Origin of the sequence: Anaerotruncus sp. DFI.9.16 (assembly GCF_024461615.1) — a bacterium.
In the GTDB taxonomy this organism is placed as follows: Bacteria; Bacillota; Clostridia; order Oscillospirales; family Ruminococcaceae; genus Anaerotruncus; species Anaerotruncus massiliensis.
Genome location: NZ_JANFZX010000008.1, coordinates 50,178 through 76,114 on the forward strand (window position 1 = coordinate 50,178; position 25,937 = coordinate 76,114).

General features: G+C 58.5%; 26 protein-coding genes and 1 pseudogene. 17 read left to right on the forward strand and 10 right to left on the reverse strand.

Translation table 11 applies throughout. From position 1 onward, the window contains the following. The first annotated feature begins 52 nt into the window (after window positions 1–52). From NE609_RS05645 to NE609_RS17765, 6 genes are all read left to right on the forward strand, one after another. Window positions 53–1,783 carry an ABC transporter ATP-binding protein gene (locus NE609_RS05645; RefSeq protein WP_256151977.1) on the forward strand — a complete coding sequence of 577 codons (1,731 nt, stop codon included), beginning with the start codon at window positions 53–55 and terminating at the stop codon, window positions 1,781–1,783. A gap of 3 nt (window positions 1,784–1,786) precedes the next feature. Continuing rightward, the gene (locus NE609_RS05650) at window positions 1,787–3,103 is read left to right on the forward strand and encodes an ABC transporter ATP-binding protein (RefSeq protein ID WP_256151978.1); all 1,317 of its coding nucleotides are present in this window, start codon (window positions 1,787–1,789) and stop codon (window positions 3,101–3,103) included. Further along, window positions 3,030–3,617 carry an ABC transporter ATP-binding protein gene (locus NE609_RS05655; protein WP_256151979.1) on the forward strand — a complete coding sequence of 196 codons (588 nt, stop codon included), beginning with the start codon at window positions 3,030–3,032 and terminating at the stop codon, window positions 3,615–3,617. The genes NE609_RS05650 and NE609_RS05655 overlap by 74 nt, the downstream gene beginning before the upstream one ends. A 16-nt stretch (window positions 3,618–3,633) precedes the next feature. Then, entirely contained in the window at window positions 3,634–4,179 is a 546-nt protein-coding gene (locus NE609_RS05660; RefSeq protein WP_256151980.1) for a glycosyltransferase, read from the forward strand. 31 nt (window positions 4,180–4,210) lie between these two features. After that, window positions 4,211–4,465: a glycosyltransferase gene (locus tag NE609_RS05665; RefSeq protein WP_256151981.1), complete on the forward strand. Its 255-nt coding sequence runs from the start codon at window positions 4,211–4,213 to the stop codon at window positions 4,463–4,465. Window positions 4,466–4,648: 183 nt separating this feature from the next. Continuing rightward, complete coding sequence (locus NE609_RS17765; protein ID WP_370867142.1) at window positions 4,649–4,903, forward strand: hypothetical protein; 255 nt, start codon at window positions 4,649–4,651, stop codon at window positions 4,901–4,903. Window positions 4,904–5,918: 1,015 nt separating this feature from the next. On the opposite strand, the gene NE609_RS05670 is transcribed toward NE609_RS17765, so the two are convergent. Together NE609_RS05670 and NE609_RS05675 are read right to left on the reverse strand one after the other, a co-directional pair. Next, complete coding sequence (locus NE609_RS05670; protein WP_256151982.1) at window positions 5,919–7,547, reverse strand: recombinase family protein; 1,629 nt, start codon at window positions 7,545–7,547, stop codon at window positions 5,919–5,921. Window positions 7,548–7,829: 282 nt separating this feature from the next. Then, a complete protein-coding gene (locus tag NE609_RS05675; RefSeq protein WP_256151983.1) occupies window positions 7,830–8,306 on the reverse strand; it encodes a hypothetical protein in 477 nt (158 codons plus the stop codon). A gap of 128 nt (window positions 8,307–8,434) precedes the next feature. Here NE609_RS05675 and NE609_RS05680 point away from each other — a divergent pair, with 128 nt between their 5' ends. From NE609_RS05680 to NE609_RS05700, 5 genes are all read left to right on the forward strand, one after another. After that, entirely contained in the window at window positions 8,435–8,737 is a 303-nt protein-coding gene (locus NE609_RS05680; RefSeq protein ID WP_256151984.1) for a helix-turn-helix transcriptional regulator, read from the forward strand. A gap of 354 nt (window positions 8,738–9,091) precedes the next feature. Next, complete coding sequence (locus NE609_RS05685; RefSeq protein WP_256151985.1) at window positions 9,092–9,469, forward strand: hypothetical protein; 378 nt, start codon at window positions 9,092–9,094, stop codon at window positions 9,467–9,469. Next, entirely contained in the window at window positions 9,466–10,128 is a 663-nt protein-coding gene (locus tag NE609_RS05690) for a hypothetical protein (RefSeq protein ID WP_256151986.1), read from the forward strand. The genes NE609_RS05685 and NE609_RS05690 overlap by 4 nt, the downstream gene beginning before the upstream one ends. Further along, complete coding sequence (locus tag NE609_RS05695) at window positions 10,125–10,856, forward strand: FtsK/SpoIIIE domain-containing protein (RefSeq protein WP_256151987.1); 732 nt, start codon at window positions 10,125–10,127, stop codon at window positions 10,854–10,856. Before NE609_RS05690 ends, NE609_RS05695 begins: the two co-directional genes overlap by 4 nt. A gap of 125 nt (window positions 10,857–10,981) precedes the next feature. Further along, window positions 10,982–11,740 carry a hypothetical protein gene (locus NE609_RS05700; RefSeq protein WP_256151988.1) on the forward strand — a complete coding sequence of 253 codons (759 nt, stop codon included), beginning with the start codon at window positions 10,982–10,984 and terminating at the stop codon, window positions 11,738–11,740. 405 nt (window positions 11,741–12,145) lie between these two features. Here NE609_RS05700 and NE609_RS17770 read toward each other — a convergent pair whose 3' ends face one another. The 3 genes and pseudogenes from NE609_RS17770 to NE609_RS05710 all read right to left on the reverse strand — a co-directional run bounded on the left by NE609_RS17770 (window position 12,146) and on the right by NE609_RS05710 (window position 14,098). After that, window positions 12,146–12,523, reverse strand: coding sequence for a multiprotein-bridging factor 1 family protein (locus NE609_RS17770; protein WP_370867143.1), 378 nt, complete (start codon window positions 12,521–12,523; stop codon window positions 12,146–12,148). Further along, a pseudogene (locus tag NE609_RS05705) lies at window positions 12,421–13,833 on the reverse strand (ferrous iron transporter B); the annotation flags it as partial. The pseudogene NE609_RS05705 and the gene NE609_RS17770, both read right to left, overlap by 103 nt. Before the next feature lie 25 nt (window positions 13,834–13,858). Then, window positions 13,859–14,098 (reverse strand): FeoA family protein, encoded by a 240-nt coding sequence (locus NE609_RS05710; RefSeq protein ID WP_101550434.1) that lies wholly within the window; start codon window positions 14,096–14,098, stop codon window positions 13,859–13,861. A 177-nt stretch (window positions 14,099–14,275) separates the two neighbouring features. Here NE609_RS05710 and NE609_RS05715 point away from each other — a divergent pair, with 177 nt between their 5' ends. Next, the gene (locus NE609_RS05715; protein WP_256151990.1) at window positions 14,276–15,454 is read left to right on the forward strand and encodes a substrate-binding domain-containing protein; all 1,179 of its coding nucleotides are present in this window, start codon (window positions 14,276–14,278) and stop codon (window positions 15,452–15,454) included. 43 nt (window positions 15,455–15,497) lie between these two features. On the opposite strand, the gene NE609_RS05720 is transcribed toward NE609_RS05715, so the two are convergent. From NE609_RS05720 to NE609_RS05730, 3 genes are all read right to left on the reverse strand, one after another. Beyond that, window positions 15,498–16,307, reverse strand: a complete 810-nt coding sequence (locus tag NE609_RS05720) for a TIGR03915 family putative DNA repair protein (RefSeq protein ID WP_256151991.1) — start codon at window positions 16,305–16,307, stop codon at window positions 15,498–15,500. Beyond that, a complete protein-coding gene (locus NE609_RS05725; protein ID WP_256151992.1) occupies window positions 16,286–17,596 on the reverse strand; it encodes a putative DNA modification/repair radical SAM protein in 1,311 nt (436 codons plus the stop codon). Before NE609_RS05725 ends, NE609_RS05720 begins: the two co-directional genes overlap by 22 nt. A 75-nt stretch (window positions 17,597–17,671) precedes the next feature. Continuing rightward, a complete protein-coding gene (locus NE609_RS05730) occupies window positions 17,672–18,172 on the reverse strand; it encodes an N-acetyltransferase (protein ID WP_256151993.1) in 501 nt (166 codons plus the stop codon). A gap of 142 nt (window positions 18,173–18,314) precedes the next feature. On the opposite strand from NE609_RS05730, the gene NE609_RS05735 reads away from it, so the two are divergent. The 3 genes from NE609_RS05735 (at window position 18,315) to NE609_RS05745 (ending at window position 21,952) form a co-directional block, all read left to right on the forward strand. Further along, window positions 18,315–19,580 carry a Sapep family Mn(2+)-dependent dipeptidase gene (locus tag NE609_RS05735; RefSeq protein ID WP_256151994.1) on the forward strand — a complete coding sequence of 422 codons (1,266 nt, stop codon included), beginning with the start codon at window positions 18,315–18,317 and terminating at the stop codon, window positions 19,578–19,580. Window positions 19,581–19,677: 97 nt separating this feature from the next. After that, window positions 19,678–21,612: an OPT family oligopeptide transporter gene (locus tag NE609_RS05740; protein WP_256151995.1), complete on the forward strand. Its 1,935-nt coding sequence runs from the start codon at window positions 19,678–19,680 to the stop codon at window positions 21,610–21,612. Beyond that, window positions 21,599–21,952: a PqqD family protein gene (locus NE609_RS05745; protein WP_101550420.1), complete on the forward strand. Its 354-nt coding sequence runs from the start codon at window positions 21,599–21,601 to the stop codon at window positions 21,950–21,952. The genes NE609_RS05740 and NE609_RS05745 overlap by 14 nt, the downstream gene beginning before the upstream one ends. 78 nt (window positions 21,953–22,030) lie before the next feature. Here NE609_RS05745 and NE609_RS05750 read toward each other — a convergent pair whose 3' ends face one another. Both NE609_RS05750 and NE609_RS05755 read right to left on the reverse strand, forming a co-directional pair. Next, window positions 22,031–22,486 carry a threonine/serine exporter family protein gene (locus NE609_RS05750; protein ID WP_101550418.1) on the reverse strand — a complete coding sequence of 152 codons (456 nt, stop codon included), beginning with the start codon at window positions 22,484–22,486 and terminating at the stop codon, window positions 22,031–22,033. A 12-nt stretch (window positions 22,487–22,498) separates the two neighbouring features. Continuing rightward, window positions 22,499–23,254, reverse strand: coding sequence for a threonine/serine exporter family protein (locus NE609_RS05755; protein ID WP_172439201.1), 756 nt, complete (start codon window positions 23,252–23,254; stop codon window positions 22,499–22,501). A 350-nt stretch (window positions 23,255–23,604) separates the two neighbouring features. On the opposite strand from NE609_RS05755, the gene NE609_RS05760 reads away from it, so the two are divergent. Next, entirely contained in the window at window positions 23,605–23,868 is a 264-nt protein-coding gene (locus NE609_RS05760) for a hypothetical protein (RefSeq protein ID WP_256151996.1), read from the forward strand. Next, the coding region (locus tag NE609_RS05765; protein ID WP_256151997.1) for an InlB B-repeat-containing protein at window positions 23,861–25,937 on the forward strand (2,077 nt) is incomplete at its 3' end. The genes NE609_RS05760 and NE609_RS05765, both read left to right, overlap by 8 nt.

A 25,937-nucleotide genomic window follows, 5' to 3' on the forward strand; every position in this document is an offset into this window, starting at 1 on the left:
ATTATGATACCCGTTGGCGAGAAAAAATGCAAGACCGGCAAAGGAGGTTCCTATGAATTATTTAAAACAGTTTCTTATACGGCACAAGGGCAAGACGGCCCTGGCCGTGCTGCTTCTGCTGGGCCAGGTGGTGGGCACGCTGCTCATCCCGGCTCTGGTGGCCGACATCGTAGATCACGGCATCCTCCAGGGCGACATGGACGCGGTCCTCCGAATCGGGGTGTGGATGCTGGCCGTCACCATTTTGTCCACGGGCATTGCGGCGTGGGGAAGCTGGATCACCAGTGACCTCGCCTCTCTGTTTGGATTTGAGATGCGCTCCATGCTCCTGCAAAAGAGCCAACAGCTCTCCCTCCAGCAGTTCGATTCGGTGGGCATCTCCTCCATGATCACCCGCACCACCTCGGACATCATCAACCTCCAACGCACCATGGGCATGATGCTTCAGATGGTGGTCCCCGCCCCCATCCTGGTGGTGGTCTCCATCGTCATGACCATCATGGTCAGCCCCGTCATGGCGGTGATCCAACTGGCGTTCATGACGGTGCTGCTGGCGCTGACCGCTGTAATCCTCAAAAAGTCCAATGCGCTCTCCCGCAGCATCCAAGCCCGGCTGGATCGCATCAATCAGGTGGTGCGGGAGACCGTCACCGGAGTGCGGGTCATCCGTGCTTTCGGTAACGAATCCTATGAGGAGGAGAGGTCGGGCATCGCGTATGAGGACTACGCCGACAACATGATCCGTCTCAACCGGCTCTTTGCCGTCATCACCCCCGTGGTGTGGCTGCTGATGGGAGCGCTGATGGCGGTCATTCTGGGGGTGGGCGGGGCCCTTTCCCTGGGCGGCGGCATGGCGGTGGGGCAGATCACCGCAGTGGCCGAGTACTCCACCCTGACGATGGCCTATCTCATCATGGCGGCCTCGGTGCTCACCACCCTGCCGAAGGCCCGCGCCTGTCTGGAGCGCTTGAGGGAACTGCTGAACACCGAGCCTGCCGTCTCCGACCCGATCCGTTCTCCCATGACGGCGCTGCCTGCACCCTCCGACACGGTGGAATTTGACCATGTGACATTCGCCTATGAAGGGGCCGAGGAGCCGGTCATCCGCGACCTCAGCTTCACCCTCCGCCCAGGGCAGACCACCGCCGTCATCGGCAGCACCGGATCGGGGAAGAGCACCCTGGCCGACCTGCTGCTGCGCCTCCACGACATCCAGTCGGGCCGCATCCTGCTCGGGGGCGTGGACGTGCGAGAACTCTCCCAGCAGGAGCTGCGGGACCGCATCGCCTGCGTGCCGCAGAAGGCGTTCCTGTTCGGCGGCACTATCGCGGAAAACCTGCGCATGGGCCGGGCGGACACCACCGGCGGGGAACTCTGGGAGGCCCTGCGCATCGCTCAAGCCAAGGATTTTGTCAAAAGACTGCCCAAGGGGCTGGAGGCTCCCGTGGCCCAGGGCGGCACCAACTTCTCCGGCGGGCAGCGCCAGCGCCTGGCCATCGCCAGGGCGCTGGTCAAGCGGGCGGATATTCTCATCTTTGACGACAGCTTCTCGGCCCTGGATGTGAGGACGGACGCCGCCCTCCGTAAGGCCCTGCTCCAAAGTGTGATGGCGCCCGCCAAGCTCATCATCGCCCAACGGGTGAGCACCATCCTGGACGCAGACCAAATTCTGGTACTGGATAAGGGACGGCTGGTGGGAAAAGGAACCCATCAGGAATTGTTCGAACACTGCCCCGTCTACCGCGAGATTGCCGAAAGCCAAATGCAGAAAAAGGAGGCGTGACCAATGGCAAAAAATCAGAAAAATCAGAAAAAACAGAATCTCGTCCATGAAGATATCCCCCGGAATACCAAAGAGACCGCCAAGCGGCTTCTGAGCCGGCTGGGCCGCCAGAAGCGGAAGCTGATCGTGATTGTCATGGCCACGCTGCTCAGTTCGGCGGCTTTCACCGCCCTGCCCCTGGCCGTGGGCTGGGGCATCGACGCGCTGGTGGCGGCCATCCGCACCTACGACGGCTCTGTCGGGATCGTGGAGACGGCCCTGCAGGTCCTCTGGCTGCCTGTGGCGCTTATCGCCGCCTCGGCTCTGATCAGCGGCCTGTTGGCTTATCTTCAACAGTATCTGATCGCCAGCGTGGGCGAGGAATTGACCCTTTCCTTCCGCAGGGATATCAGCGCAAAGCTGCACCGGCTGCCGCTGCGCTACTTCGACACCCATAAGACCGGCGAGGTCATGAGCCGGGTAACCAACGATCTGGAGAAGGTGTCCGCCGCCATGCAGGAGGGCCTGCCCCAGTTCATCTCCTCGGGATTCACCATTCTGTTCGCCGCGATCACCATGCTGGTGCTGAGCCCAACCCTTTTTGCCGTGGTCGTGGTCTCTCTGGCGGTCAGCATGATTGCCACCGGCTATGTCTCCACCCTGGCCCAGCGGGCCTACGGGGAAAACCTGGCGTCCATGGGCGCGCTGACCGGCAAGATTGAGGAGGTCTACGCGGGCAACCGGGTGGTCAAGGTGTTCAATCAGCAGCAGGCAATGCTGGCGGCGGCGGAAGCGCTCAATGAACGGCAGTACCGCGCCCAGCGAAACGCCCAGTTCGCCGACTTCACCATCTACCCCACCATCCGGGCGCTGGGGCAGCTGGGCTTCATCGCCACCGCCGTCCTCGGCGGCGGCATGGCCTTGGCCGGGTCCATCACCCTGGGCACCGTCCAGGCGTTCTTGCAGTATGTGAATCAAATCTCCGAGCCGGTGACCGAGACCGCCTACGTGGTCACCTCCCTCCAAGCCGCAATCGCGGGTGCGGAGCGGGTCTTCGCCCTGCTGGACGAGGAGGAAGAATGCCCCGACGGGGACGGCAGCGCGGCCGCCATCACCGAGGGGCACGTCGCCTTTCAAAACGTGTGGTTCGGCTACACGCCCGACAAGCTGCTCATCACCGGCCTTGATCTGGAGGTGCGTCCCAACGAGATGGTGGCCATCGTCGGCCCCACGGGGGGGCGGCAAGACCACGCTGGTGAATCTCCTGATGCGGTTCTACGAGCTGGACGGCGGCTCCATTACCATCGACGGGCAGGACATCACCTCCATGCCGCGGTGTGAGATGCGGCGGCGCATCGGCATGGTGCTTCAGGACACCTGGCTCTTTGAGGGCACCATCGCGGAAAACATCGCCTATGGGAAACGGGACGCCACCCGGGAGGAGATCGTGGCCGCCGCCAGGGCCGCCTGCTGCGACCACTTCATCCGCACGCTTCCTCAAGGGTACGACACAGTGCTATCCGGCGAGGCCGCCGGAGTCTCTCAAGGCCAGATGCAGCTTTTGACCATCGCCCGGGCCATGCTCACCGACCCCGCCATTCTGGTGCTGGACGAGGCCACCTCCAGTGTGGACACCCGCACCGAGGTGGAAATTCAAAAGGCCATGGCCCGACTCATGGAGGGCAAGACCAGCTTCGTTATTGCCCACCGGCTTTCCACCATCCAGAACGCCGACCTCATCCTCGTGGTCCGGGACGGCGACATCGTGGAGCGGGGCAGCCACACGGAACTCTTGAAATTGAAAGGCTTCTATGCGGATTTGTATAACAGTCAGTTTGCGGAAAAGGCCTCATAGAAAGGGAAATGTTCTTATGAAAATTGCACTTTTTTCCGACACCCACCTTCCCCAGATCAACGACGTGGCCACCCATGTCAAAACGCTCAAAGAGGGCATGGAGCGCATCGGACATCAGGTCACGGTGGTGACTGCCGATCCCAGTGTTTCCGTCCATTGTATAGAGGATGGCATACTCCGCTGCCCCGCCACCGAGATTAAGGAACTGTACGGTTATGGAATGGCGTCCTCCCACAGTACAGAGCGAGAAAACACTCTCGCGGACCTCTCTTTTGATATCATCCATGTCCACACAGAATTTGGTATCGGCCTGTTCGGCGCTGAGACCGCCCGCAGGCGAAAGATTCCCCTCATCTACACGCTGCACACCATGTGGGATCAATACCTCCACTATTTTGTACCGCGCGCCGTTTATCCCCTCGCGCGGGAGGCGGCCCGGGCATACATTGGGTATTTGGCGGAGAAAGCTGATGAAGTCATTGGCCCCTCCACCAAAGTGCAGGGCTTTTTGAAGGACTGCGGCGTACAGCGGCAGGCCAACATCGTCCCCAATGCTATGTAACTGGATCGTTTTTCTCGCTCACGGGTGCATCGTGGTCTTTACCGGATCGGTGCCCCATGAGCGTATGCCCGAGTTCTTCGCCTGCTGCGCTTTGTATGCCACCGCCTCCCTCTCCGAGGTCAACTCCATTTCCATGCTGGAGGCCATGGCGATGGAACTTCCCGTCCTCTATCGGGTGGACGAGAAAAACCCCGGACAGGTTACGGAGGGTGTAAACGGGTTTCTCTTCCGCACGGCGGAGGAGTTTTGCATGGCAGTAAAACGCTTTCGGGGTAGCCGCGTTTAAGACCGGCTCCGCCTGTGCGCCTCTACGGCGGGATCTGTGCACCCTGCACGCCAGGAAGGACTGGCGCGATGGGTGGAAGCCGTCTATTTGAAGCACTTGGCGCCATATGACCGCCCACCGGCAGGGACATCTTCATGTTGTTAATGAACATTGTACTACTTTTTACGGTAGGTTCCATACTTGGTGTGGTGGTGGAAACCATCTTGTTTATCTCGTTTCTGGGCGGCTGGAAAACCGCCGGGGAATGGTCGCAGCCTCTTCCAAGAGAAAGCCTACGGCACGGTTTCCTGGGAATATTTTGGGCAGAGGTTCTCCCTCTTGAATGGGCGGACCAGTATCACCTATATGTTCTTTTGGGGCATCTTGGAATCAGCCTATATCAAAATGATCCATCCGTGGCTGTTCGGTTTATATACTGTATTTACGATATTTTTTTGAATCCCCGCAATCCAGTCCAGGACCCGATCAGTGCTTAAAACCATTGGTCGGGTCCTTTTTTTGCGTTCAGCTAAAACCTTGTGATGCGTTCTCCCGCGCGCGCTTCGCGCGTGTCCCCGGCCGAGGCCAAAGGCCATGGATAGGGATGAGAATATAACGTTTGATTGGGATGGCGGACAGGCCTCCCCCGGCCGATGACGTTTCACGGTCTGCGCCACACCTGCGCGGCGGAGCGGTAAGAGGACTTTCTCCACCAGGGTTACTCGAAGCTGGAGGCCCGCAAGAAGGTATCGAAGCTGCTCGGCCACACTAGAGACGACGTTACGCGCATCTATCTGGCCTCTCTGCATCACGGCGGAAGCGGAGGGGATTGAGTGCCCTCGAATAGGACAAATTGCGTTCCGCATACCCTGTGACAAGGGGGCGGCGGAATGAGGCGAAATCAAATCCGAAATGTTCGGGTATACTTTGTCCCCACACCAGATGGAAGGACTGTTAAGGAACGAGTCAATGAATTTCATGCCGAGATCATAGAAAGGCGGCTCCGTAATTCACTGTTTTCTCCTGCACAAAAATTGACAATTTTGGACCAAGTAATCGAAGAACTATCTCATCAATAACAAAGAGGCCGCAAGCGGAAAAAATCGCTCGCGGCCTCTCCTTATGTCGTCATAATTGCTTTTATCCGTTTCCAGACTTTATAGGATGGTTTTGTCTTGCCTTGCTCCCAGGACCAATGGTACCCTCGGATTTACCAACCAGTCGTGCAAATTCCTTTTGCGTCATCTGGCGGCGCTTCCGAAATTCTCAAATCTGTTGCGCGTAGGACTTCCCAACTCCGTTCTCGTGATGATATAGCCTCCATTGTAAGGGAAACGAAATTGTTGTTTTGATGAGATTTTCTTCGTTTTCAGCCTCAAAAACCGCGTTTGTTTCCCTTTGTATGGCGGCGGCAAAACGCCACCAATCTAAGGGCAAACTATCCTCAAACGACGAATAGACAGCCGACAAGGCACTATTCGCCGTCCATAAAAATATGGAGGTCTTTTCCGTCCCACACGATTTTCTTCACCATCAGGCGAATCAATGTGCGGCGCTCATGGATAGACAGATTTTTGAAATTGTCCTTTAGACTGGCAAGGGCCGACGCCAATAGGTCAAGTTGTATCTGCTTGTCGGTAATGATACTAATATCTTTTTGCAGCCGATTCCGTTCGGCGGTTAGTTCGGTGATCTCGCTTTCTAGTTCTTCAATTCTTGCGTTGACGTGCTTCATAAACGCTGGGCCGATCTTTGTTTTTGTCATAGAGGATACAAGGCCGTCGATCTCGTCGTTGCACTTTTTGATATTTTCGTCCACAATGGCAAGCGGGTCTTTCCGCTGTTCCCCCTGCAATTCCTCTTTGAGTTTTTCGAGCAGCTTATAAATATCGCTGCTTTCGTTGGCGTACTCCATCAGATATTCGCAAACAATGTCGTCGGCCTGCTGGCCGCCCAAGTTCTGACAGTCGCACACCTCGGCCCCGCCGCGCAATTTGCCATTACACATATAGTCAAATTGGGCGCTGCCGTTGCTGCGGGTTTTTGCAAACATTCTTTCCCCGCACTTCCCACAAAAGATCAGTCCCGATAACAAGGAATAGTCGTTATGCAGCTTGGATGGCCTTTTCCCGTCCGGCCTGTCCGCCTCCAAAATTCTTTGAACGGCTACCCACTTTTTACCCGGCATTGTGCCTCGGTGCTTGCCGATTGCAATAATCCATTTTTCAATGGGGAGGCGGGCCGCCGACTTCAATTTATAGTCACGCTTATTATAGGAAAGTAGGCCGTTTTTGCCGCTGCACTCGCTTTCCTCGAAACAAACGTCCGACCCTTTTTCTATGAAGTAGTCCCGCGCGTCCTTGTCCGCGATACAGTAAACCGGGTTTTGCAAAATGTCCTTGATACCCGGTAGGGAATACCATTTCCCGCTGCGGGCCTTGACACCTTGCCGGATTAAATGCTTGCTCACCGCCGAAACGCTGTGCGTTTCGAGATACTTTTCATAGATCACTTTAACAACGGCGATTTCATCCGGTCGGGTTTTGAGTTTGCAAGCCGATTTCTTGCGCCCTTCTATGTTCCCGTCCACAACAACTTTTTCCACCTTTTCAGAGGTGAAGCCGGTGGGAGGGGTGCCGCCCAACCAACGCCCAGTGCGGGCCAACATCAGCATATTGTCCCGCACGCGCTCCGCAATTGTTTCGCGCTCTAGTTGGGCAAAAACAGAGGCAATATACATCATAGCTTTTCCCATTGGCGTTGATGTGTCAAACTTTTCCTTAATGCAGATGAAGCTGACGCCTAACCCGTTCAATTCCTCGATCAGCGGCGCGAAGTCGGACACGCTGCGGCTGATTCGGTCTAGGCGATAGCAGACAAGCGCGCCGCACTTCTTTTTACGGATGTCCACAAGCATTTTTTGAAATTGTGGGCGGTCAATATTTTTGCCGGAAAAGCCCTCGTCCTCATAAACGGTTATGTCGTCCTCTGCCACCCCGTCGAAATTCATGTGAATGTACTGCTTGCACATCTCGATTTGGTTTTCAATGGATTCGCCTTTGCCGGTGTAGACGGATTTTCGACTGTAAATAAAGAATTTCAAAGCCCGCTCACCTTCTTTCGCACGTCCTTTGTTTTCCTCATTATAGCATACCTCCCGTATTTTCAAAATGCGTCGTGCGTCGATTCTATCGACGACGGGCGGGGCGTTTGCCCTTGATATGCAGAAATCCCCTCGGGGAAACAGTGTCAAGGCCGCGCGTAGCGCGTTCATTTTAGCCTTGATGCTGTTTTTTCGAGGGGATATACTTCACAAGGGGAAAACACTCTTAAATCGTCGTTGACTATCACTGCATATCAGCAACTGACACTAAATTTCTGTTATTTACTTCCAACCTGAACCATCCTGAGGATTAGCTGGGGCTGGTGGTTTACCCCCGCCAAAGATAGCTTCCGCCGCTTCCTTGCCACCACTGGCTGCCTCCGGTTTGCTTTCTTGCGGCTGGGAGAGATCGGCGGGCGGGGTAGGTGTGGGCCTGCTCACGGCTTCCTGCGCAGCCCGTTCTGCTGCTTCCTTGGCGGCTTGCTCTGCGGCCTGCTGCGCTGCTTGGAGATCACTACGCGCTGTCTCCAATTCCGATTGTGCGGCTTCAAACTGTGCTTGCAGGTCGGCAAGTTGCCCTTTCAAATCGTCGATCTGCCCCGCAAGATCAGCGTTTTCCTGCTGCTCTGTTGATAGGTTTGCCCGGGCCTCTGCAAGTTCAGACGTTACGCTGCGTTGCTTTTGAAATTGCCAACCACAAGTAACGGCGAGGCTCACAATCACAAAAATCAGAACAGCAATTCCTACTTTTTTCTTCATAAGCATAACCCTCCCACAATGAATATACCACCTTTTCAATTATTCGTCAATAAGACGAATTGAAGTCTATTGTATAAGGCAATATTCGTTGTGATAAGCTAAACTGATCTCAAAGGGGGGGACGCTGGATGATTGGAGAACGCATTAAACTTTTGAGACAGAAAAATAGTTTGACGCAAAAAGATATTGCCGATATGCTGGAAATAAGCCGCACTGCTGTAAATTCTTGGGAAATGGATGTTTCTGTTCCTTCTGCGGCTTATTTGATAGAACTTTCAAAAAAACTTGGAACAAGCGTTGATTTTCTGCTCGGGTTAGATAAGACCGCGTCGATCAACGTTTCAGGATTGACACCAGATGAAGTTGCTACCCTGGTGGATGTTGCCAACCGATTCCGCGCGGCCCACGGCTGCAATCCAGATTCATTATAACCCATCTGTCGTAATTTGTCGAAATAGTTTCAGATCAAATTAACAATCCGTTCAAAAAAAGTGCTTAAGAATTTAATCTTTCACCGTTATAATAAAATTGCGCTGGGAAACAGCGTGGAAATTTTTCCATTTTTATACTGGAGCCACCAATAACCGGTGGCCGGGTCCGCGGTGTTCGAGGAAAAAGAACTTAGCCGGGGCCGCTGCAAGCAATTGCAGCGGCCCCGGTTTTTTGTCGTTTCAGGGCCTGTATGCGTCAGGTGGGACGCAAAAAATGCTTTTTGGTTTGAAGAAAGGAGATAAAAATTCCACGCCTTGTCCGATAAAGGATAAAAAATTGAAGGAGCTTTGATTATGAATCTTAAAAACATTAAATTAGATTTCGCCGCCACCACCGGCGGCACGACCCCCGTTTTTCTCGCGGGTGTCGCTGAAGATTTGGAGTACGGCACGGATAACCGGCCATCCGGAAAAAAACTTGGCACAGTATACACCGTTGCCTGCCCTGCGGACGGGTTCAACCTTTTGAAAGTTCGGACCCCCGAACAGGAGCCGCCTATCAGCGCCGATGAACTCGCGGCGCGGAACGCTTCCGGGCGGTTCGTGTACGCCACCTTCAAAGGCTTTGTCGGTGGGATATTTCAGGACTTCCGCTCGGAACGCAAAGAGGTCAAAAAGAAAGCGATTGCGGAATCCATCATTCTACACGACAATGCGGAGGTGGCGAAATGATTGAAAATTTTAAGCTAAAAGCCCACGAAATTTTCGATCGGATTAAATATAACAGCGTTTTCCATCTGTTGGCTGCCCTCTCCGTGGTGCTGCTTGTGTGGCTGCTTCGGCGGTGGATTATGTTGATCGCGGTCTGTCTATTCCTCTTTGTGGGCACATTTGCCTATTTATCAAGTGAAAAAAGTCGTGAGCAAATGCGGCATCTGGAGCGCGCCCAAAGGGTGGTTGCGGATGCGCTCGCGTACATTTTCGGAAATCCAGACTGCAAACTGAAGGACTATGTAGCCGTTGTACCGCCAACACATATTATCTGCCAAAATATGGAGTTCGTCGGGTCGTTGGAGATCCCGAGGTTTCGCGTTCGATTCCCTATAAATATTCTCAAAAATTCTTATGATATTGATTTGCTTACAAAAATCCAAAAACAAGCGCAATCCCAAACGGTCGCTTTTTGGTCGTATGCCTGCCAACAGTCAGGGGGCCTCTGGGACAGAGGGCAACCGATCTACTTCGAGCGCGTCGAAATTATCAGGGATGACCTTGTCATTACCGTGCTTTATGTAGATAGCCCACAATCTGTGGCATACCTTCACGACTTGCAATCCGGGAATAGCCGTCGCCCATTTATGAGTGCCGCTGATGAGGATTTCAAGCCATGAAAATTCCTGTCGTTCTCGATCTTGAACTTTTTCAAAACGGCGTGAAGCACGAAATCATATGGGACACCGCCGCCGCCGGACGCGTCTTGATTGCAGGCCCGTCCGGCTCCGGGAAATCTTTTTTGAGCATCTTGATGCTTGCAAAGTTGGCAAAGTACCAACCTGAAACGCGGCTATATGTTCTCGACTTTAAGGGAGCGGACGAATTTTCTTTCCTGCGTGATGTCCCTGGCGCTCGATATTACCATTATCTCTCATGCGTGGATGGACTGCAAGCAGCCTATAACGAATTTGCCGCCCGTTTGGAGGGTGACAGAAACAGAACGCCGGTATTTATCTTCGCGGATGAATACAACTCTTTCATCAGTTTTCTGACCGCGCAAGATAAGAAGCAAGCGGCAGCTTGCCAAATGGAGTTTAGCAATATTCTGTTTATGGGGCGTGGGATGCGCACGGGCATCATCTGTGCGGTGCAGCGTCCAGATTCAATTGTGCTGCCGAATGGAAGCCGCGAGCAATTTGCCTTTCGGGTTGGCCTTGGCGCAAACCAGTCACGGGAATTCCGGGAAATGCTGTTCGGGGATGCCCGTGAGAAAATTCCGCCGGAGTTCGTCGGAGGTGTTGGAATTGGTCACGCACTAATTGACGGACAGGGATTGCGGGCTATAAGAGTTCCCCTTTTTAATCTACGCGCCGCCCAGCAGGCGATTCTATCAATAGTAAGTTAATACTACGGCAAGGGGACGGGGCGGCGGCCCGAAGGGTTTAGCCGTCCCCGTCCGGCCCTGCGGAGCAGGGCCTCTTAACTTGACTCTTGCAATCTAATATCAGAATTGGCAAAAGGAGCGATACCTTGAAGATAGAACAATTAAAAGAAAACCTATCCCCGCCCGAGGATGCGGCTGTTCGATTGAAAAAATGCGGGCTGATCTCGGAAATCCGCTACCAAACCTCCAACGTCGGCGGCAACATCCGAAAGCTCGACAAGGAGCACTACATAAATGCCGCGACCGGCGAGGTCAAGCAGTTTCACCATACCAACACCCGTGCCGACTGTAAAATCAGCCTTTCGCGTTCCATGCAGCATTTACGCGATCTCATTAACTGCAATACGGCGGAACCTGAAAACTGCTTGTGGGTCACATTGACATACCGTGAGAATATGCGTGACACCCGGCGGCTCTATGACGATCTGCGCAAATTCTTCATGCGGCTGCAATACCATTTGCAGAAAAACGGTCTGCCCCATTGTAAATATATTCTTGTAGCAGAGCCGCAAGGCCGGGGGGCGTGGCACGCACACGCAATTCTTATATTCCCCGAAAAAGCGCCCTACATAGACAATACGATTATAGCGCGGCTTTGGGGACATGGATTTGTAACTGTGAAATCCCTGTCGGGGGTGGTCAATGCCGGAGTGTACTTGTCGGCCTATCTCGGCGGGCTGGAACTGTCGGAGGCCGCCGGAAACGGCCCTATAAGGGCCGATCAGATCAAAGAAGTGGAAACGGTCGGACAGGACGGTAAACGCCGAAAAAGGCGATTGTCAAAGGAATGCGGCTGCGTATGTACCCTGCCGGATTCCGACTGTTCCGCTGCTCTCGCGGATTAAAAAAGCCGGAAATTATAGAATGTACAGAACGGGAAGCCCTGCGGGAGATCGGCGCGGCAAAGCTGATCTATGAAAAGACACTGCGGCTTACGAATGAGAATGGCGGCACCGTCAATTTAATCAACTACCGCCAATTCAGAAGCTGACTTTTTCATCTATGAGAGATGCGAGTCTCAAGCATAGGACATCCCGATTGTGGCATAGGCTTTTGTGGTGAAGCATATGCCTAGACGAAATCGGGTGCAACATGTCATCATCCATTGTTCAGATGACGCACGACGGAAGTTGCTAAATAAAATCAACGAATTTCACGTTGATCTTATCGAACGCCGCCTAAGTCAAGAGATTGGCTTGACTGGGCCGGAAAAGGTTGCCATAGTCGACCAAATTGTTGCGCTCCTTCAATCAAAGGAGCGCAACGGAATCATTAAATAGGTTCTTGCACTGCCTCCATACTTTGTATGGGGGCTTTGCTTTTTTCTGCTCCCAGCTTCGCAAGGTGACAAACTTCACGCCCAGTTGTTCCGCTAGTTCCTGCTGGGTCAAATGGCGCTGCTTCCGATAGGTCTTGATTTTTTCCGCATAGTCCGCAAAATTGTCAAAATTTAGGACAAGTTCGGCGGTTTCATCCAGTTTGTCGGCTAAAAAGAATAATTTTGTTTCCCTTACCTTGGTTGCGCAAACCGCCCGTTGCAGGGAACAAAATTGTTCGTGATGATCGCGATCAGGCGTTCCCGCGGCGAATCGATGATGCGGCAGCCGGTGATCCCCGCCGCGTTGCATCCGAAGCCCATGCACATGGTCAGGGCCTGCTTGCCGCACGCGTGGCAGCGTTTGAAGCCGCGGTCGAGGTTGAAGGCGATGCGCGGCAGGTAGCCGGAGTCCTCCAGGAGGGTAAAGAGCGGGAAGAAGATCGCCATCGGGGGCAGCATGACGGAAACGACCCATGCAAGCACCCTGTAAACCCCTTCGACCAGCAGGCTGTTCACCCAGAGGGGCGCGCCCATCCAGACGAAGAATTCCGTCAGGCGGTCCTGCACCCAGAAGAGGGCGTCCGCCAGCAGCTGGGAGGGATAGTTCGCGCCGGTAATTGTCAGCCAGAAGACGACGGCGAGCATCAGGAGCATCACCGGGATGCCGGTGGCGCGGCTTGTGAGGATGCGGTCGAGTCGGCGGTCGCGGTCGTTGTAGCCCTCCCTGCGGAATGTCACGACGTCCGAACAGGTCTCCTCGGCGTGGAGGACGATGGAGGAGACAATGATGTCCCGCAGCTTTTCAATGGAGAACCCCTGCCCCGCCAGCAGAGCGCGCGCCCGCTGAAGCGCGGACGCGACGCCGTCGTTGGCGAGGAGGTTGCATCTCTGATAGCTTCCCAGCGCTTCGATCAGCTGGGTATCGTCCGCGAGCAGCTTGAGGGAGATCCAGCGCGCGGGGATCCCGCCCGTGCAGAGCGGTTCCACAGCGGGCGCGAGCAGCGCGAGCGCGTCCTCCACCGCCTGCGGATACCGCAGGCGGACCGGCTCGCAGCGGTCGCTCTCCACCACACGTCCCACGGCGTCCATCAGCTCGTCGAGTCCCTCCCGGCTGCGCGCGCTCGCGCCCACGACCGGTACGCCGAGGTTCTCCGAGAGCTTTCCAAAGTCGATTTCGATGTGTTTTTTCCGCGCCTCGTCCATCAGGTTCACGCAGACGACGACGCGGTCGGTAATCTCCAGCGTCTGAAGGACAAGGTTCATGTTGCGTTCGAGACAGGTCGCGTCGCACACGACCACCACAGCGTCGGGGTCCCCGAAGCAGATGAAGTCCCGCGCGACCTCCTCCTCCACCGAATGCGCCATCAGCGAATAAGTACCCGGGATGTCCACCATGATGTACTCGCGGCCTTTGTGGGTATAGCGCCCCTGCGCGTTCGTGACCGTTTTGCCCGGCCAGTTGCCGGTATGCTGGTTGAGCCCGGTCAGCTCGTTAAAAACCGTGCTTTTTCCGACATTCGGGTTGCCCGCCAGCGCGATGACCCGTTCGCCCGCGCCCCTTTCGATGACAAAGCCGCTGTCGACCGCACGTTTTCCCGTGGAACCGGATGTTAAGCCCACTGAAATCTCCCCCTATGTCGTCGTTTTAGTTGCAGCGCACCAGTATGTTTTGGGAATCCTCCGAGCGCAGCGCGATGACCGCCCCGCGAATGTAATAGGCGACCGGGTCCCCGGCGGGGCTCTTTTGCAGGCACTCGACGTCGGTCCCCTCAATCAGTCCGATGTCCTGCAGCCTCCGCCGCATATTTCCGGTGGTAAACAGGTCGATGACCCGTGCGACGCGCCCTTCCGGCACGCGGTTTAAAGGGATCATATCTTGGTTCATGGTTTCTTCTCCAAATCTATCTGAATTTCGGGGGCTTTGTGGATTGCCCCCTATTAGCCTATTCCCGTCGATGTGGGAGCGTTCCTGATTTTTCACCCGCGTCTCCCGGCTTGCCGCCCGTCCGTTTTTCTGGTAATATGGAGTCGTTCCAAGAAACCTGTGAATGGGGGCCGTCCTGTGAACGATTCCGGTCGAAAACCATCCGCCGTCTTGCAGACGGCGGCCATCCTGCTGCTCGTGTTCGCGGCCCCGATCGCCGCGCTCTATCTTTTCCTGCTGACCCTGGCCACCGGTTATTCCGTCCTCTTCGCCCTGCTGCCGATCGCCGCGGCCGTATTCTGCATCCTGCTGATTCTGCTGCGTCCGGGCAGGGCCCGGCGGAATGTGGGAATCGTCTTCGCGGGGGTTGTCCTGCTTTCCGCTGTCTGCCTGGGCGTCCAATTCGCACACAACGCCTACGACCGCTACCTGACGGTCGAAGACGGCGCGCCCTTCGACACGGCCGATTACCTGCCCTTCGCGCAGGATTCCAAGGTCGCGCGGCTGGACGGCCCGGCAAGCCTGCGGCTCGGCGAGCCGCTCCCGGTGGTGGACGGCGCGACCGCCCTGTTCCCGGTCTATTCCGCCTTTGTGGGCGCGGTCTATCCGCCCGACATTCTCCCGCTCGGCACGGCGGACGGCCCCTTCCAGTTCCACAACACGATCGGCGGCTACGCTCTGCTCGCCAAAGGCGAGGTGGACGTGATGTTCGGCGCGTACCCGTCGGAGGAACAGATCGGGGAGGCCCGCGCGGAAGGCCGGGAACTGCGCTTCACGCCGATCGGCCGGGAGGGGTTCGTCTTTTTCGTCAACCGTAATAACCCCGTCGAAAGCCTCACCTTGAAGGAGATCAGGGGCATCTATTCCGGCGGGATCACCAACTGGAAGGAGGTCGGCGGACGCGACGAGCCGATCCTCGCTTTCCAGCGCAACCAGGGCAGCGGAAGCCAGAGCGCGCTGGTCCGCTTCATGGGGGACGCGCCCCTGATGACGCCGCCCACTGAGCAGGTCGAGGACCTCATGTCCGGGATCATCGAGCGGACCTCCGACTACCGCAACCACAAGAACGCGATCGGCTTCTCCTTCCGCTACTATGCCGACCAGCTGGTCGGCAACAAGGGCATCAAGCTGCTCGCGGTGGACGGCGTCGCGCCCACGGTGGAGAACATCCGGGCGGGCCGCTACCCGCTGACGAGTGAATTCTACGCCGCCACCACCCAGAGCACCGAGCAGATCGACGCGCTGCTCGAATGGATTCTCTCCCCCGAGGGGCAGGAGCTGATTGAACGGACCGGCTATGCCGGAATCAACCCATAGAGAAGAGGCCCCGCCGGGAATCCGGCGGGGCCTCTTCCATCACCTATTCAAGCCGCAGCGGTCTGGACGGGCCGTCCAGCGGAGCGCGCTCGTCGGCGCGCAGGACGCCCGTCTCGCGGTCCATCTCGAGCATGTTCTTCCAGAACCGCTTGTACATGTGGGTCATCCGGCATTTGGGGTTGTAGCGCCCCTCGATGCCGATGCGGTCGTAATACCGCCGCCAGAGGGCGCGGAAGTTCCGCTCCTGTGCGTCCGCGACGGGCAGCGCCAGCTCGCTCACCGGGCGCACCACCCACTCGTAGGGGCGGTAGAAGAGGGCGAACCCGTGCGTCTTGTCGAAGATCATGAACTGCTCCTCGGGGAAGCGGCCGGTGAAGTGGGGCGCGAGGCTCTCGAGGATGAGCGCCTTCGGCTCGATGACCGAGACGAGCGCGCCCCCGTAGTCGGCGAACCGCAAAAACTCCTTCATGAGGTGCGCCTCATTGCGCTGGAACCGAACGAGCTTGAAAAACTCCCCCACGTCGGGGTCCGCGAGATTTCCCATGATGCGCGGGCCGTGGGCGTAGAGGGCGCGGATAAACCGGTAGGCGCGGTATTCCCGGCCCTCCATGCAGGAGCACCAGCCGTCGCGCACCCAAGCGGCGGCCTCCGGGTCGAGCTTCAGAAGAGAACGCCACACCCGCGCCGCGTGGGCCTCGTCGGAGACGACCGGGCGCGACGGGTAGAGGGTGGGCGTGCCCTCCGGCAGGATGTCGAAAGGGACCTCCCGGCGGGTGTAGCTCTCGTAGACGCAGCAGAGCGTCCCTTCCAGGCTCTCCTCACAGAGGTAGACTAGATCTGTCCGGTCAGGCACTGCACCACGTCCTCCCTGCTTGGATTGCGGTCAAAGAGCGAAAGCTGCTCGGGCGCCTCCTCCGGCAGCCGCGCCCGCTCGTAGTCCCGCTCGGAGATGAGCGCGCGCAGCACCGCGTCGGGGGTGACGACGAGGCCCTCCGCCATCTTCCCCGAGCAGAGCAGGAAATATTGCGCCCTTTTCAGCACCACGCCGATGCGCTTGAGCCCCTCGAAGGTGAGCGTACCGGTCCGCCGTGCGGCCACGATCCGCTGGGCGCTCTTGACGCCGACGCCCGGCACCCGCAGCAGCATCTCATAGGGGGCGCGGTTCACCTCGACGGGGAACTGGTCCATGTGGTTGATCGCCCAGTTGCACTTGGGGTCGACGAGCGGGTTGAAGCTCTGGTGCCCCTCGTCGAGCAGCTCGGAGGCGTCGAAGCCGTAGAAGCGCAGCAGCCAGTCCGCCTGGTAGAGCCGGTGCTCCCGCAAAAGCGGCGGCCGGGTGTCGAGGGAGGGCAGCAGCGCGTCCTCCTGCACCGGCATGTACGCCGAGAAAAACACCCGCTTGAGCCCGTATTTCCTGTAGAGCCCCTGGGTCAGCCGCAGGATCTGGAAGTCGCTGTCTGGCGTCGCGCCGATGATCATCTGGGTGCTCTGGCCCGCGGGCGCGAATTTGGGCGCGTGGCGGTAGCGCACGAGATCGGAGGAGTTCTCCGCGATGCCCGTCTGGATGAGCCCCATCGGGCGCAGAATATCGGTCTTTGACTTGTCGGGCGCGAGCCGTCCCAGGCTCTGCTGGCTCGGCAGCTCGATGTTGACGCTCATACGGTCGGCCAGCAGTCCGAGCCGCGCGATCAGCCGGTCGTCCGCGCCGGGGATCGCCTTGGCGTGGATGTAGCCGCCGAAGCGGTATTCGCCCCGCAGGATCTCCAGCGCCTGGATCATCCGCTCGCAGGTGTAATCGGGGTTTTTGAGGATGCCTGACGAGAGGAAGAGCCCCTCGATATAGTTGCGGCGGTAGAACTGGATCGTCAAATCGGCCAGCTCGCGCGGAGTGAACGCCGTGCGGCGCACGTCGTTCGAGCGGCGGTTGACGCAGTATTTGCAGTCGTAGACGCAGGAGTTGGTCATCAGCACCTTTAAAAGTGAGATGCACCGGCCGTCGGAGGCGAAGCTGTGGCAGATGCCCGCCTTTACGCAGCTTCCGATGCCGCCCTTCTCCCCCTTGCGGTCGACGCCCGACGAGGTGCAGGCCGCGTCGTACTTGGCGGCATCTGAAAGAATTTCCAGTTTTTCCATCAGGTCCATGTGGGTGATCCTCCATCGAACATACGTTCTCTTCCTATTCTACCCCACGCTGGCCCAAATGTCAACACGCCAAATTTACCCGTTTTCTCCCGAAGCCCCGTCAAATTCATACGCGATCCGCGGGCTGCCGTCCTCCACATGGATGACGCCGCGCCGCGTGAAGCCGTGCTTTTCGATCAGGTGCCGCATCGTGCCGTTCCTTTCATGGGTGTCGATCCGCAGGCACTCCATCCGCCCCCGGCAATACGCCACGCACTGGGCGAAGACGCCCTTTCCCGTGCCGTCGCCGGCAACCCGGTGGATCGTCCCGTAGGGCCCGTCATGCTCCCACGCCCCGTTTTCCATCTCCGCATAGGTCGGCTCCTCCCCCAGCGCCAGCACGAACGCGCCGTGGATCTTATCGCCCTCCGTGACGACGTAAAGCTGCCCGCGCCTGAGGTCTTCCTCAAGCAGCTCCCGACGCGGATAGGAGCTTCCCCACTGCGCCGGGTTGCCGTTTTCCGCCATATACCGCCGGGCCGCCGCGTAAATCTCCAGAATCCGGCCGAGCTCGTCCGGTTTTGCAGGACGCACCATCGCGTTTCCCCCTCTATTCTTGCTACGGGTATTTTACCGCAAAAGGGCCTTTTGGCGCAAGCGGCTGGAAATGCGGAACGGTTTGTGATATTCTAGGAAAGTACGGCAACCCTAACAACATCCCAACAAAAGGAGCCTGGACATGAAACATTATCCTCTGAATGAAAAACAGTTCCTCGCCGACCTGCGGGGGCTCTTACAGATCAAGAGCGTCAACGGCGGCTGCGGCCCCGTCACCGACGAAGCGCCGCTCGGCAAGGGCGTATACGACGCGCTCGAATACATGCTGGCGCTCGGCCGGAAGTTCGGCTTCCGCACCAAAAACCTCGACGGCTACTGCGGCTGGATCGAGATGGGCGAGGGCAGCCGGCTCGTCGGCATCATCGCCCACGTGGACACCGTCCCCGTCGAGGAGGACGGCTGGCTCGCGCCCCCCTTCGACGGCACCGTGATTGACGGCCGCCTCTACGGGCGCGGCGCCTGCGACGACAAGGGCCCCGCCATGACCGCCCTCTACGCGATGAAGGCGGTCGCGGACAGCGGCCTCACGCCCGGCAAGCGGGTGCGCCTCATCCTCGGCGGCGACGAGGAGGCGGGCGACTGGCGGTGCATGGCCCGCTACCGCAAAACCGAGGAGGCCCCCGACTGCGCCTTCACCCCCGACTCCGAGTATCCTGTCACCTACGCGGAAAAGGGCATCCTGCACGTGCGCATTTACCGCGCGCTCGGCGAGGGCGTGAAGCCCCTTTCGATCTCCTGTCCGAACGCCTACAACGTCGTGCCCGCCCACGCGGAAGCGGAGGTCGACGGCGTCCGCTACGAGGCGGCGGGAAAGGCGTCCCACGCGATGGCCCCCCATCTCGGCGTCAACGCGCTTGTGAAGCTCTGCGACGAGCTGCGCGCTAAGGGGGTCGACCATCCCTTCCTCCGTCTTATGGAAAACGCGGGGCCCGAAAAATTCGGCGTCGCATTTTCCGACGAGCCTTCGGGCAGACTAACGGTGAATCCCTCGATCGCCAAGGTGGACGCCCGCTCCGCCGAGCTCAAATGCGACATCCGCGTGCCGGTGACCTTCACCGACGCGCAGGTGGTGGACGCGCTCGCAAAGGCCGTCGCGCCGTTCGGCTTCTCGGTGGAGAACGAGTTCTTCCAGCCTCCCCTCTACGTGGAAAAGGACTCCCCCCTCGTGGCCACCCTACAGGCGGTTTACAAAGAGTGCACCGGCCGGGACGACCCGCCCGCCTCGACGGGCGGCGGCACCTACGCGCGCGCCTTCAAAAACGCGGTGGCGTTCGGCGCGCTCTTCCCCGGCGAGGAGGTCACCTATCACAAGACCAATGAAAACTGGGCGCTCGAGTCGATCTGGAAGAACTACCAGATCCTCGCCAACGCGATCGAGGCGCTGTAGGGCTGTCTCCCCTTCCTGACTGTGTACGGCGGGGCGGACGGCCCCGTTCCCCCCTGCGTTTTCGCGGGGGCGTATCCAATCAGGAAGGGGTTTTTTCATGGAAGAAAAACCGGATTTCAAACCCTTTGTACCCGCCGACCGGGTCGCGCCCGAATTCACCGTCGTCTCGCTGCTGCTCGGCTGCCTGCTGGCGGTGCTCTTCGGCGGCGCGAACGCCTATCTCGGGCTGCGCGTCGGCATGACCGTGTCCGCCTCGATCCCCGCGGCGGTCATCTCGATGGGGATCATCCGCGTGCTGCTGCGGCGGGACTCCATCCTCGAAAACAACATGGTCCAGACGATCGGCTCGGCGGGCGAATCGGTCGCCGCCGGCGCGATTTTCACCCTGCCCGCCATGTTCATGTGGATGAAGGAGTGGGGCGGCAGCGCGCCCTCCCTCGTGGAAATTTCAATGATCGCGCTGTGCGGCGGCGTGCTCGGCGTGCTCTTCATGGTGCCGCTGCGCAAGGCGCTCATCGTCCGGGAGCACGGCGTGCTCCCCTATCCCGAGGGCACCGCCTGCGCCGAGGTTCTGCTCGCGGGCGAACAGGGCGGCTCCAAGGCGGGCACCGTCTTCGCGGGGCTGGGCTTGGCCGCGCTCTACAAGTTCATAGCGGACGGGCTCAAGCTCTTCCCCAGCGAGGTGCACTATGAGATCGGCAGCTACCGCGGCGCGGGCGTCGGGGTCGACGTCCTGCCCGCGCTGCTCGGTGTCGGCTACATCTGCGGGCCGCGCATCGCCTCCTATATGATGGCGGGCGGCGTTGTGAGCTGGCTGGTGCTCATGCCCCTCATCGCCCTCTTCGGCGGGGACGTCCTGCTCTTCCCCGGCCTCAAGCCGATTTCCGAGATGGCATCCACCGACATCTGGAACAGCTATATCAAATATATCGGCGCGGGAGCGGTCGCCGCGGGCGGCATCCTCAGCCTTGTCAAGTCCCTGCCGCTCATCGTGCGCACCTTCGGGCAGGCGGTCAAGGGCTACGGCGGCGAAAAGGGCAGCGGCCTGCGCACCGACCGCGACCTGCCGATGGGGGTCATCGGCGCGCTCGTGCTCATCACCATCGTCTTTATCTGGCTCTTCCCGCCCATTCCCGTCACGCTGCTCGGCGCGGTGTGCATCGCGGTGTTCGGGTTCTTCTTCGCGACCGTCTCCTCCCGGCTGGTGGGACTTGTCGGCTCGAGCAACAACCCCGTCTCCGGCATGGCGATCGCGACGCTGCTCTTCTGCACGATGCTTCTCAAATCCACCGGCAGCGCCGGGCAGGGCGGCATGATGGGCGCGATCGCCATCGGGTCGGTCATCTGCATCATCGCCGCGATCGCGGGCGACACCTCCCAGGACCTCAAGACCGGCTATATCCTCGGCGCGACCCCACGCAAGCAGCAGCTCGGCGAGCTGGTGGGCGTTGCCGCCGCCGCGCTCGCGATCGGCGGCGTGCTCTACCTGCTCGACATGGCCTGGGGCTACGGCTCCACCGAGCTGCCCGCCCCCCAGGCGATGCTCATGAAGATGGTCGTCGAAGGGGTCATGGAGGGCAACCTCCCCTGGACCCTCGTCTTCGCGGGCGCGGGCATCGGCGTCGCCGCCGAGATCCTGCGCATCCCCGTGCTCCCCTTCGCGGTGGGCATCTACCTGCCCATCCACCTCTCCGTCCCGATCATGACGGGCGGCCTCGTCCGCCTGTGGTTTGAAAAGCGCCGGTGCCGCTCCGAAGAGGCGCGCAGGGACACGGTTGAGCGCGGCGTCCTCTACACCTCCGGCATGATCGCGGGCGAGGGGCTCGTCGGCATCCTGCTGGCCGTCTTCGCCATCATCCCGGTCGGCAAAGACGCCGCCGGCGAGGCGGTCAGCCTGGGCACCGCCATCGACCTCTCCCGCCTGACTTCCGGGCTCGGCGGCTGGGCGGCCCTGCTCTCCCTCGCGGCCTTCGGCCTGCTTATCCTCTCCCTGCTGGGCGCGGCCCTCCGCAACCGCCATGACGCGGCGTGAGCGCCGGTCCCGCAACTACCTCGAATTCATTCCGCTGCGCGACCCCGGGCTTCCCTGGCGGGAGCGGGAGCCGGGACTCGTCACGCTGACGGCTGCGCACCGGGGATTTTTCAACCGTGTGGCGCAGCGGTGCTTCGGACGGCCCGCGGCAAGCAGGATCGACCTCGACCGGCAGGGCAGCTTCGTATGGCTCCAAATCGACGGCGCACGCCCGGTCGGGGAGATCGGCGCGCTGCTGGAAGCGCGGTTCGGGGAGGAGGCCGCGCCGCTCTACCCGCGCCTCGTGCGGTTTATCGAGCTACTGCGGGAATACCGGTTCATCCGGTGGAATACAGAATGATCTATTTATATTTGCCCGGACATCCGCCGGACAAGCGGAAAAAGGAAGGACGCGGCCATGGCCGCGTCCTTCCTTTTATTATGCAGTCTCCCGGCGCTTCCGGCGCTGGATGTTGTTGAGGATCCGCACGCAGGCGGAGACGAGCAGGATGCCGATCGCCAACGCGCCCGCGATGCCCAGCGTGTGGATGCCGGTGTTCATGAAGTTCATCATATCGCCGTTGATGCAGTATTCCATCGTGTAGTAGATGCCGCCGCCCGGCACCAGCGGGATGAGGCCCACGATGAGGTAGACGGTGGCGGGGGATTTCTGGAGGCGCGCCATGATCTCGGAATAGGCCGCAACCGCAAGGATCGCGGCGAACGACTGGGTGATGTCGTTCTGGAGCCAGCCGCAGAGCAGGTAGACGCACCAGCCGACCGCGCCGCCGAGCGACGCGAGCAGCAGCATCCGCTTGCGCATGCGGATGTTGAAGACCAGGCAGTAGCCGACGCACCCCATAAAGGAGTAGAGGCAGGGCAATAACAGTTCCATCAGATCCCCTCCCTACAGCATCCGCGCGACGGCGAGCGCGGCACCCGCGCCGAGCGCCATTGCCGCGGCGGTGAGCAACGCCTCGGTGAGGCGGGCCTGTCCGGCAAGGTAATCCCCCGCCATGATGTCCCGCATCGCGTTGGTGATCGCGACTCCCGGGACGAGGTTCATGAGCGCGCCGATGACCATCTTGTCGATGTTCTGTCCCAGTCCCAGCCCCACGGCGGCTACCGCGAGCATCATTGTGACGCCGCTCGCGATGATGTTGACGAAGACGGCGTTGGCCTTCCAGCGTTCCAGCGCGAATACGACAAAGAACATCGCCAGCCCAATGACGGCCGCGCAGCCCGCGTCCGCGAGCGTCCCCCCGAAAAAAAGGGCGAAGGAAAACGCGATCAGCACATACCCCGCGCACCGCCGCGCTGGCGGGGAGCCGCCCAGGCGGCGGATCGCCTCCAGCTCGCCGTACGCCTCCTCCAGCGGGACCTCCCCCCGGCAGATGCGCCGGCAGAGGGCGTTCAAAAGGTCGATGCGGTCGAGGTTGGTGCCGCGCGCGTAGATGCGGCGGGTCTTGCTGACCGTGCTGCCGTCCCCAAGCGTGATCGACACGATGATGCAGGTCGGCACCGCAAAGACGTTCGCCTCCCTCGCACCGTAGGCGCTCACCAACCGGTAGACCGATTCCTCCACGCGGTAGGTCTCCGCGCCGCTCTCGAGCAGCTCGCTGCCCACGTCCGCCGAGACGTGCAATAGCTCGTTGTAGTCCAAGGCCCTTCCCCTTCCGTACCGAACTGCAAAATCCCCTAACAGTATACCATAGTTCCCCCGCGCAGACAATGGCGCGGCGTAAAAGGTGTCCCGTTACACAAAGGCCAATTTCCCAATTAATTGGATATACTGTGTGACTGATCCAGATTTTCCGTTCCCGCCAAAAAGCTATAAATCATCGATTTTCTTGGGAAAAATATAAAATTTCTGTCACAAACTAGATAAAATATTGTTTTGTGACTGGCGTGTGATTACCAAATGTTATATTTTGGTTGTTACCAATGGCAAATGCTGGAGTTCTGTTAAAAAAGCCGAACTCCACGGAAATAACAGGAAGGGTGTGAGCAAAGATGAGCGATCCGGCGGGAAAGCCGATGGACCCGGCTTCGTTCCTCATCCAGGTGCAGTTCCGGCAGAACGCCACCTGGCAGGGCAGTATCCAGTGGCTCGACAAAAAAAAGACCCAGCGTTTTAGAAGCACGCTGGAACTCATTCAGCTGATGGACAGCGCGCTGGATTCGCGGGGCCCGGACGAGAAAGCGTTCGCGGCCTGGGACGATTCGGACGCCGGTACAGTCCCGGCGCAGAAGCAGGAGGAGAAGGAAAATGCATAACACGAAGAAGCTCTTGGCGGCCCTCATCGCGGCTCTGCTCGTACTGACGCTCGTTCCGGTGAGCGCTCTGGCGATTGATGGAAACTACACAGGATATTTTAGGGGTGCGGTTTCCAGTAGTTCAGGTTATGTGAATATTGCACGTTTTTCCGTCCCCTGTGGCGGCCACACGGTCTCGGCCAAATATGTGTGGGATTCAACAAAAAATGCGTGGGAGTTTCAAATTCTTGAAGGCGCTGAATATATTCGTTTTATCAATTACCAAACAGTAACGTCGGGTAATATGTCCAGTGCTAATTGGAGCTATACATCCCCTATGACTGGAAACGGAAATCGGGATGTGGGATCATATTATTCTGCATCAATACCCTCGGGATCGCGGGCCCTTATGATTAATTATATCCTGCAAGGCACATCCAACAATGTTGGCAGCAGTAACTACACAGTCGCCGAAAAATATGGAGCTCAGACCATAACCTCCGCACAAGTTGCCTCTTATGTTCCTGCTAACTATGTAATTGTCCCAGGGCAGAATAAATCCGTGACATTAACAAATACTGGTGTCACACCAAACTCTGTTGATTTTTATGTTACACAAAAAACTCCCGAAAACGTAACGGTCACGTTTGACTCACAAGGCGGTTCCCCCGTTTCTCCCGTAACTGTTCCTGCCGGAACTTTCCTTGGCAACAAAATGCCGACCGACCCCGCCAGGACAAACTACACCTTCGACGGCTGGTATACTCAGCCCAACGGAAGCGGTTTCAAATTCACCTCTACCACCATCGTAAACAACAAAACTACGGTTTACGCCTACTGGAACGAAATTCCCCCTGAAGAGCCGACCACAGATGAGCTTAAGACGCTCCTCGGCCAAATCAGCATGCAGTGCTTCAATACGGATGTCGATCACGGTAATAACAATTCTGTCGATTTCGAATTGATCGACGGCAGCTACAGTATTGGCGATATCCGTCCAATCCCGAATACCGGGGGCCCCGGAGGATGGGGCGTAACCGTAACCGTCAATGCAGCAAAATATCTGGAGGCCTTCAGCGCTGCTTCCGGAACGGAGCATACCCTAATTTCCGGTGCGAGTTACCAGTCAGTTATACTCCATTGTGCCTCTGCCAGCGACGACTGGACCGTGTCTTCCGGTACGCCGATCAAATTTGATGTAGTCTGCAAAACGCCCTCCGCCACGACCTTCACCGTCACCTTTGACAGCAACGGCGGCTCCGATGTGGCTCCCATCACCGGCATCGTCCCGGGCAGCACGATTGGCAGGCCCGCCGACCCGTCCAAAGAAAACTGCGACTTCTCCGGTTGGTACAAGGATGACGGCACTTTCGCCGAAGCATGGGACTTCGGCTCCGATACCGTCACCGAGAGTCTCACGCTCCACGCCAAGTGGACTGAAAAGAGCGTTGACCCGCCCAAGCCCGAAGCCGACCGCATCACGCTCCTCTATACCTCTTCCGACGGGCAGATTAACGAGACCCACTATATGGACGCCCCAACCGCAGCCGGTCCGGTGGATCTGTCCGACGCGATCAAAAGTTTTGGCGGCTACCGCTTTGACAGCTTCTCCATCTCCTCCGAGCCCAAGGAAACCATCGACATGGTCAGCCTGATGTCCGCGGAGGCCATTTCGGAGGAAACTCCCGCCGCTTCCCTCCAGCAGGAGGTCGACGCGCTCAAGGCCGCGCTAGTCAAGGACGGCGTTTACGCCAGCATCGACGAGATCGACGCCGATCTGGATGACTACCGTGATCTCGCCGGACAGATCGACGAGCTCAACGCCAAGCTGAAAAAGCTGGCGCATCAGGAAGAAGACAAGGACGACGCGTCCGATGAAAGCCAACAGAGTTCCGATGATCAGCAGGGCTCCGATGATCAGCAGGGCTCCGATGATCAGCAGGGCTCCGATGACCAGCAGGGTTCCGATGACCAGCAGGGTTCCGATGACCAGCAGGGTTCCGATGATCAGCAGGGCTCCGATGATCAGCAGGGTTCCGATGATCAGCAGGGTTCCGATGATCAGCAGGGTTCCGATGATCAGCAGGGTT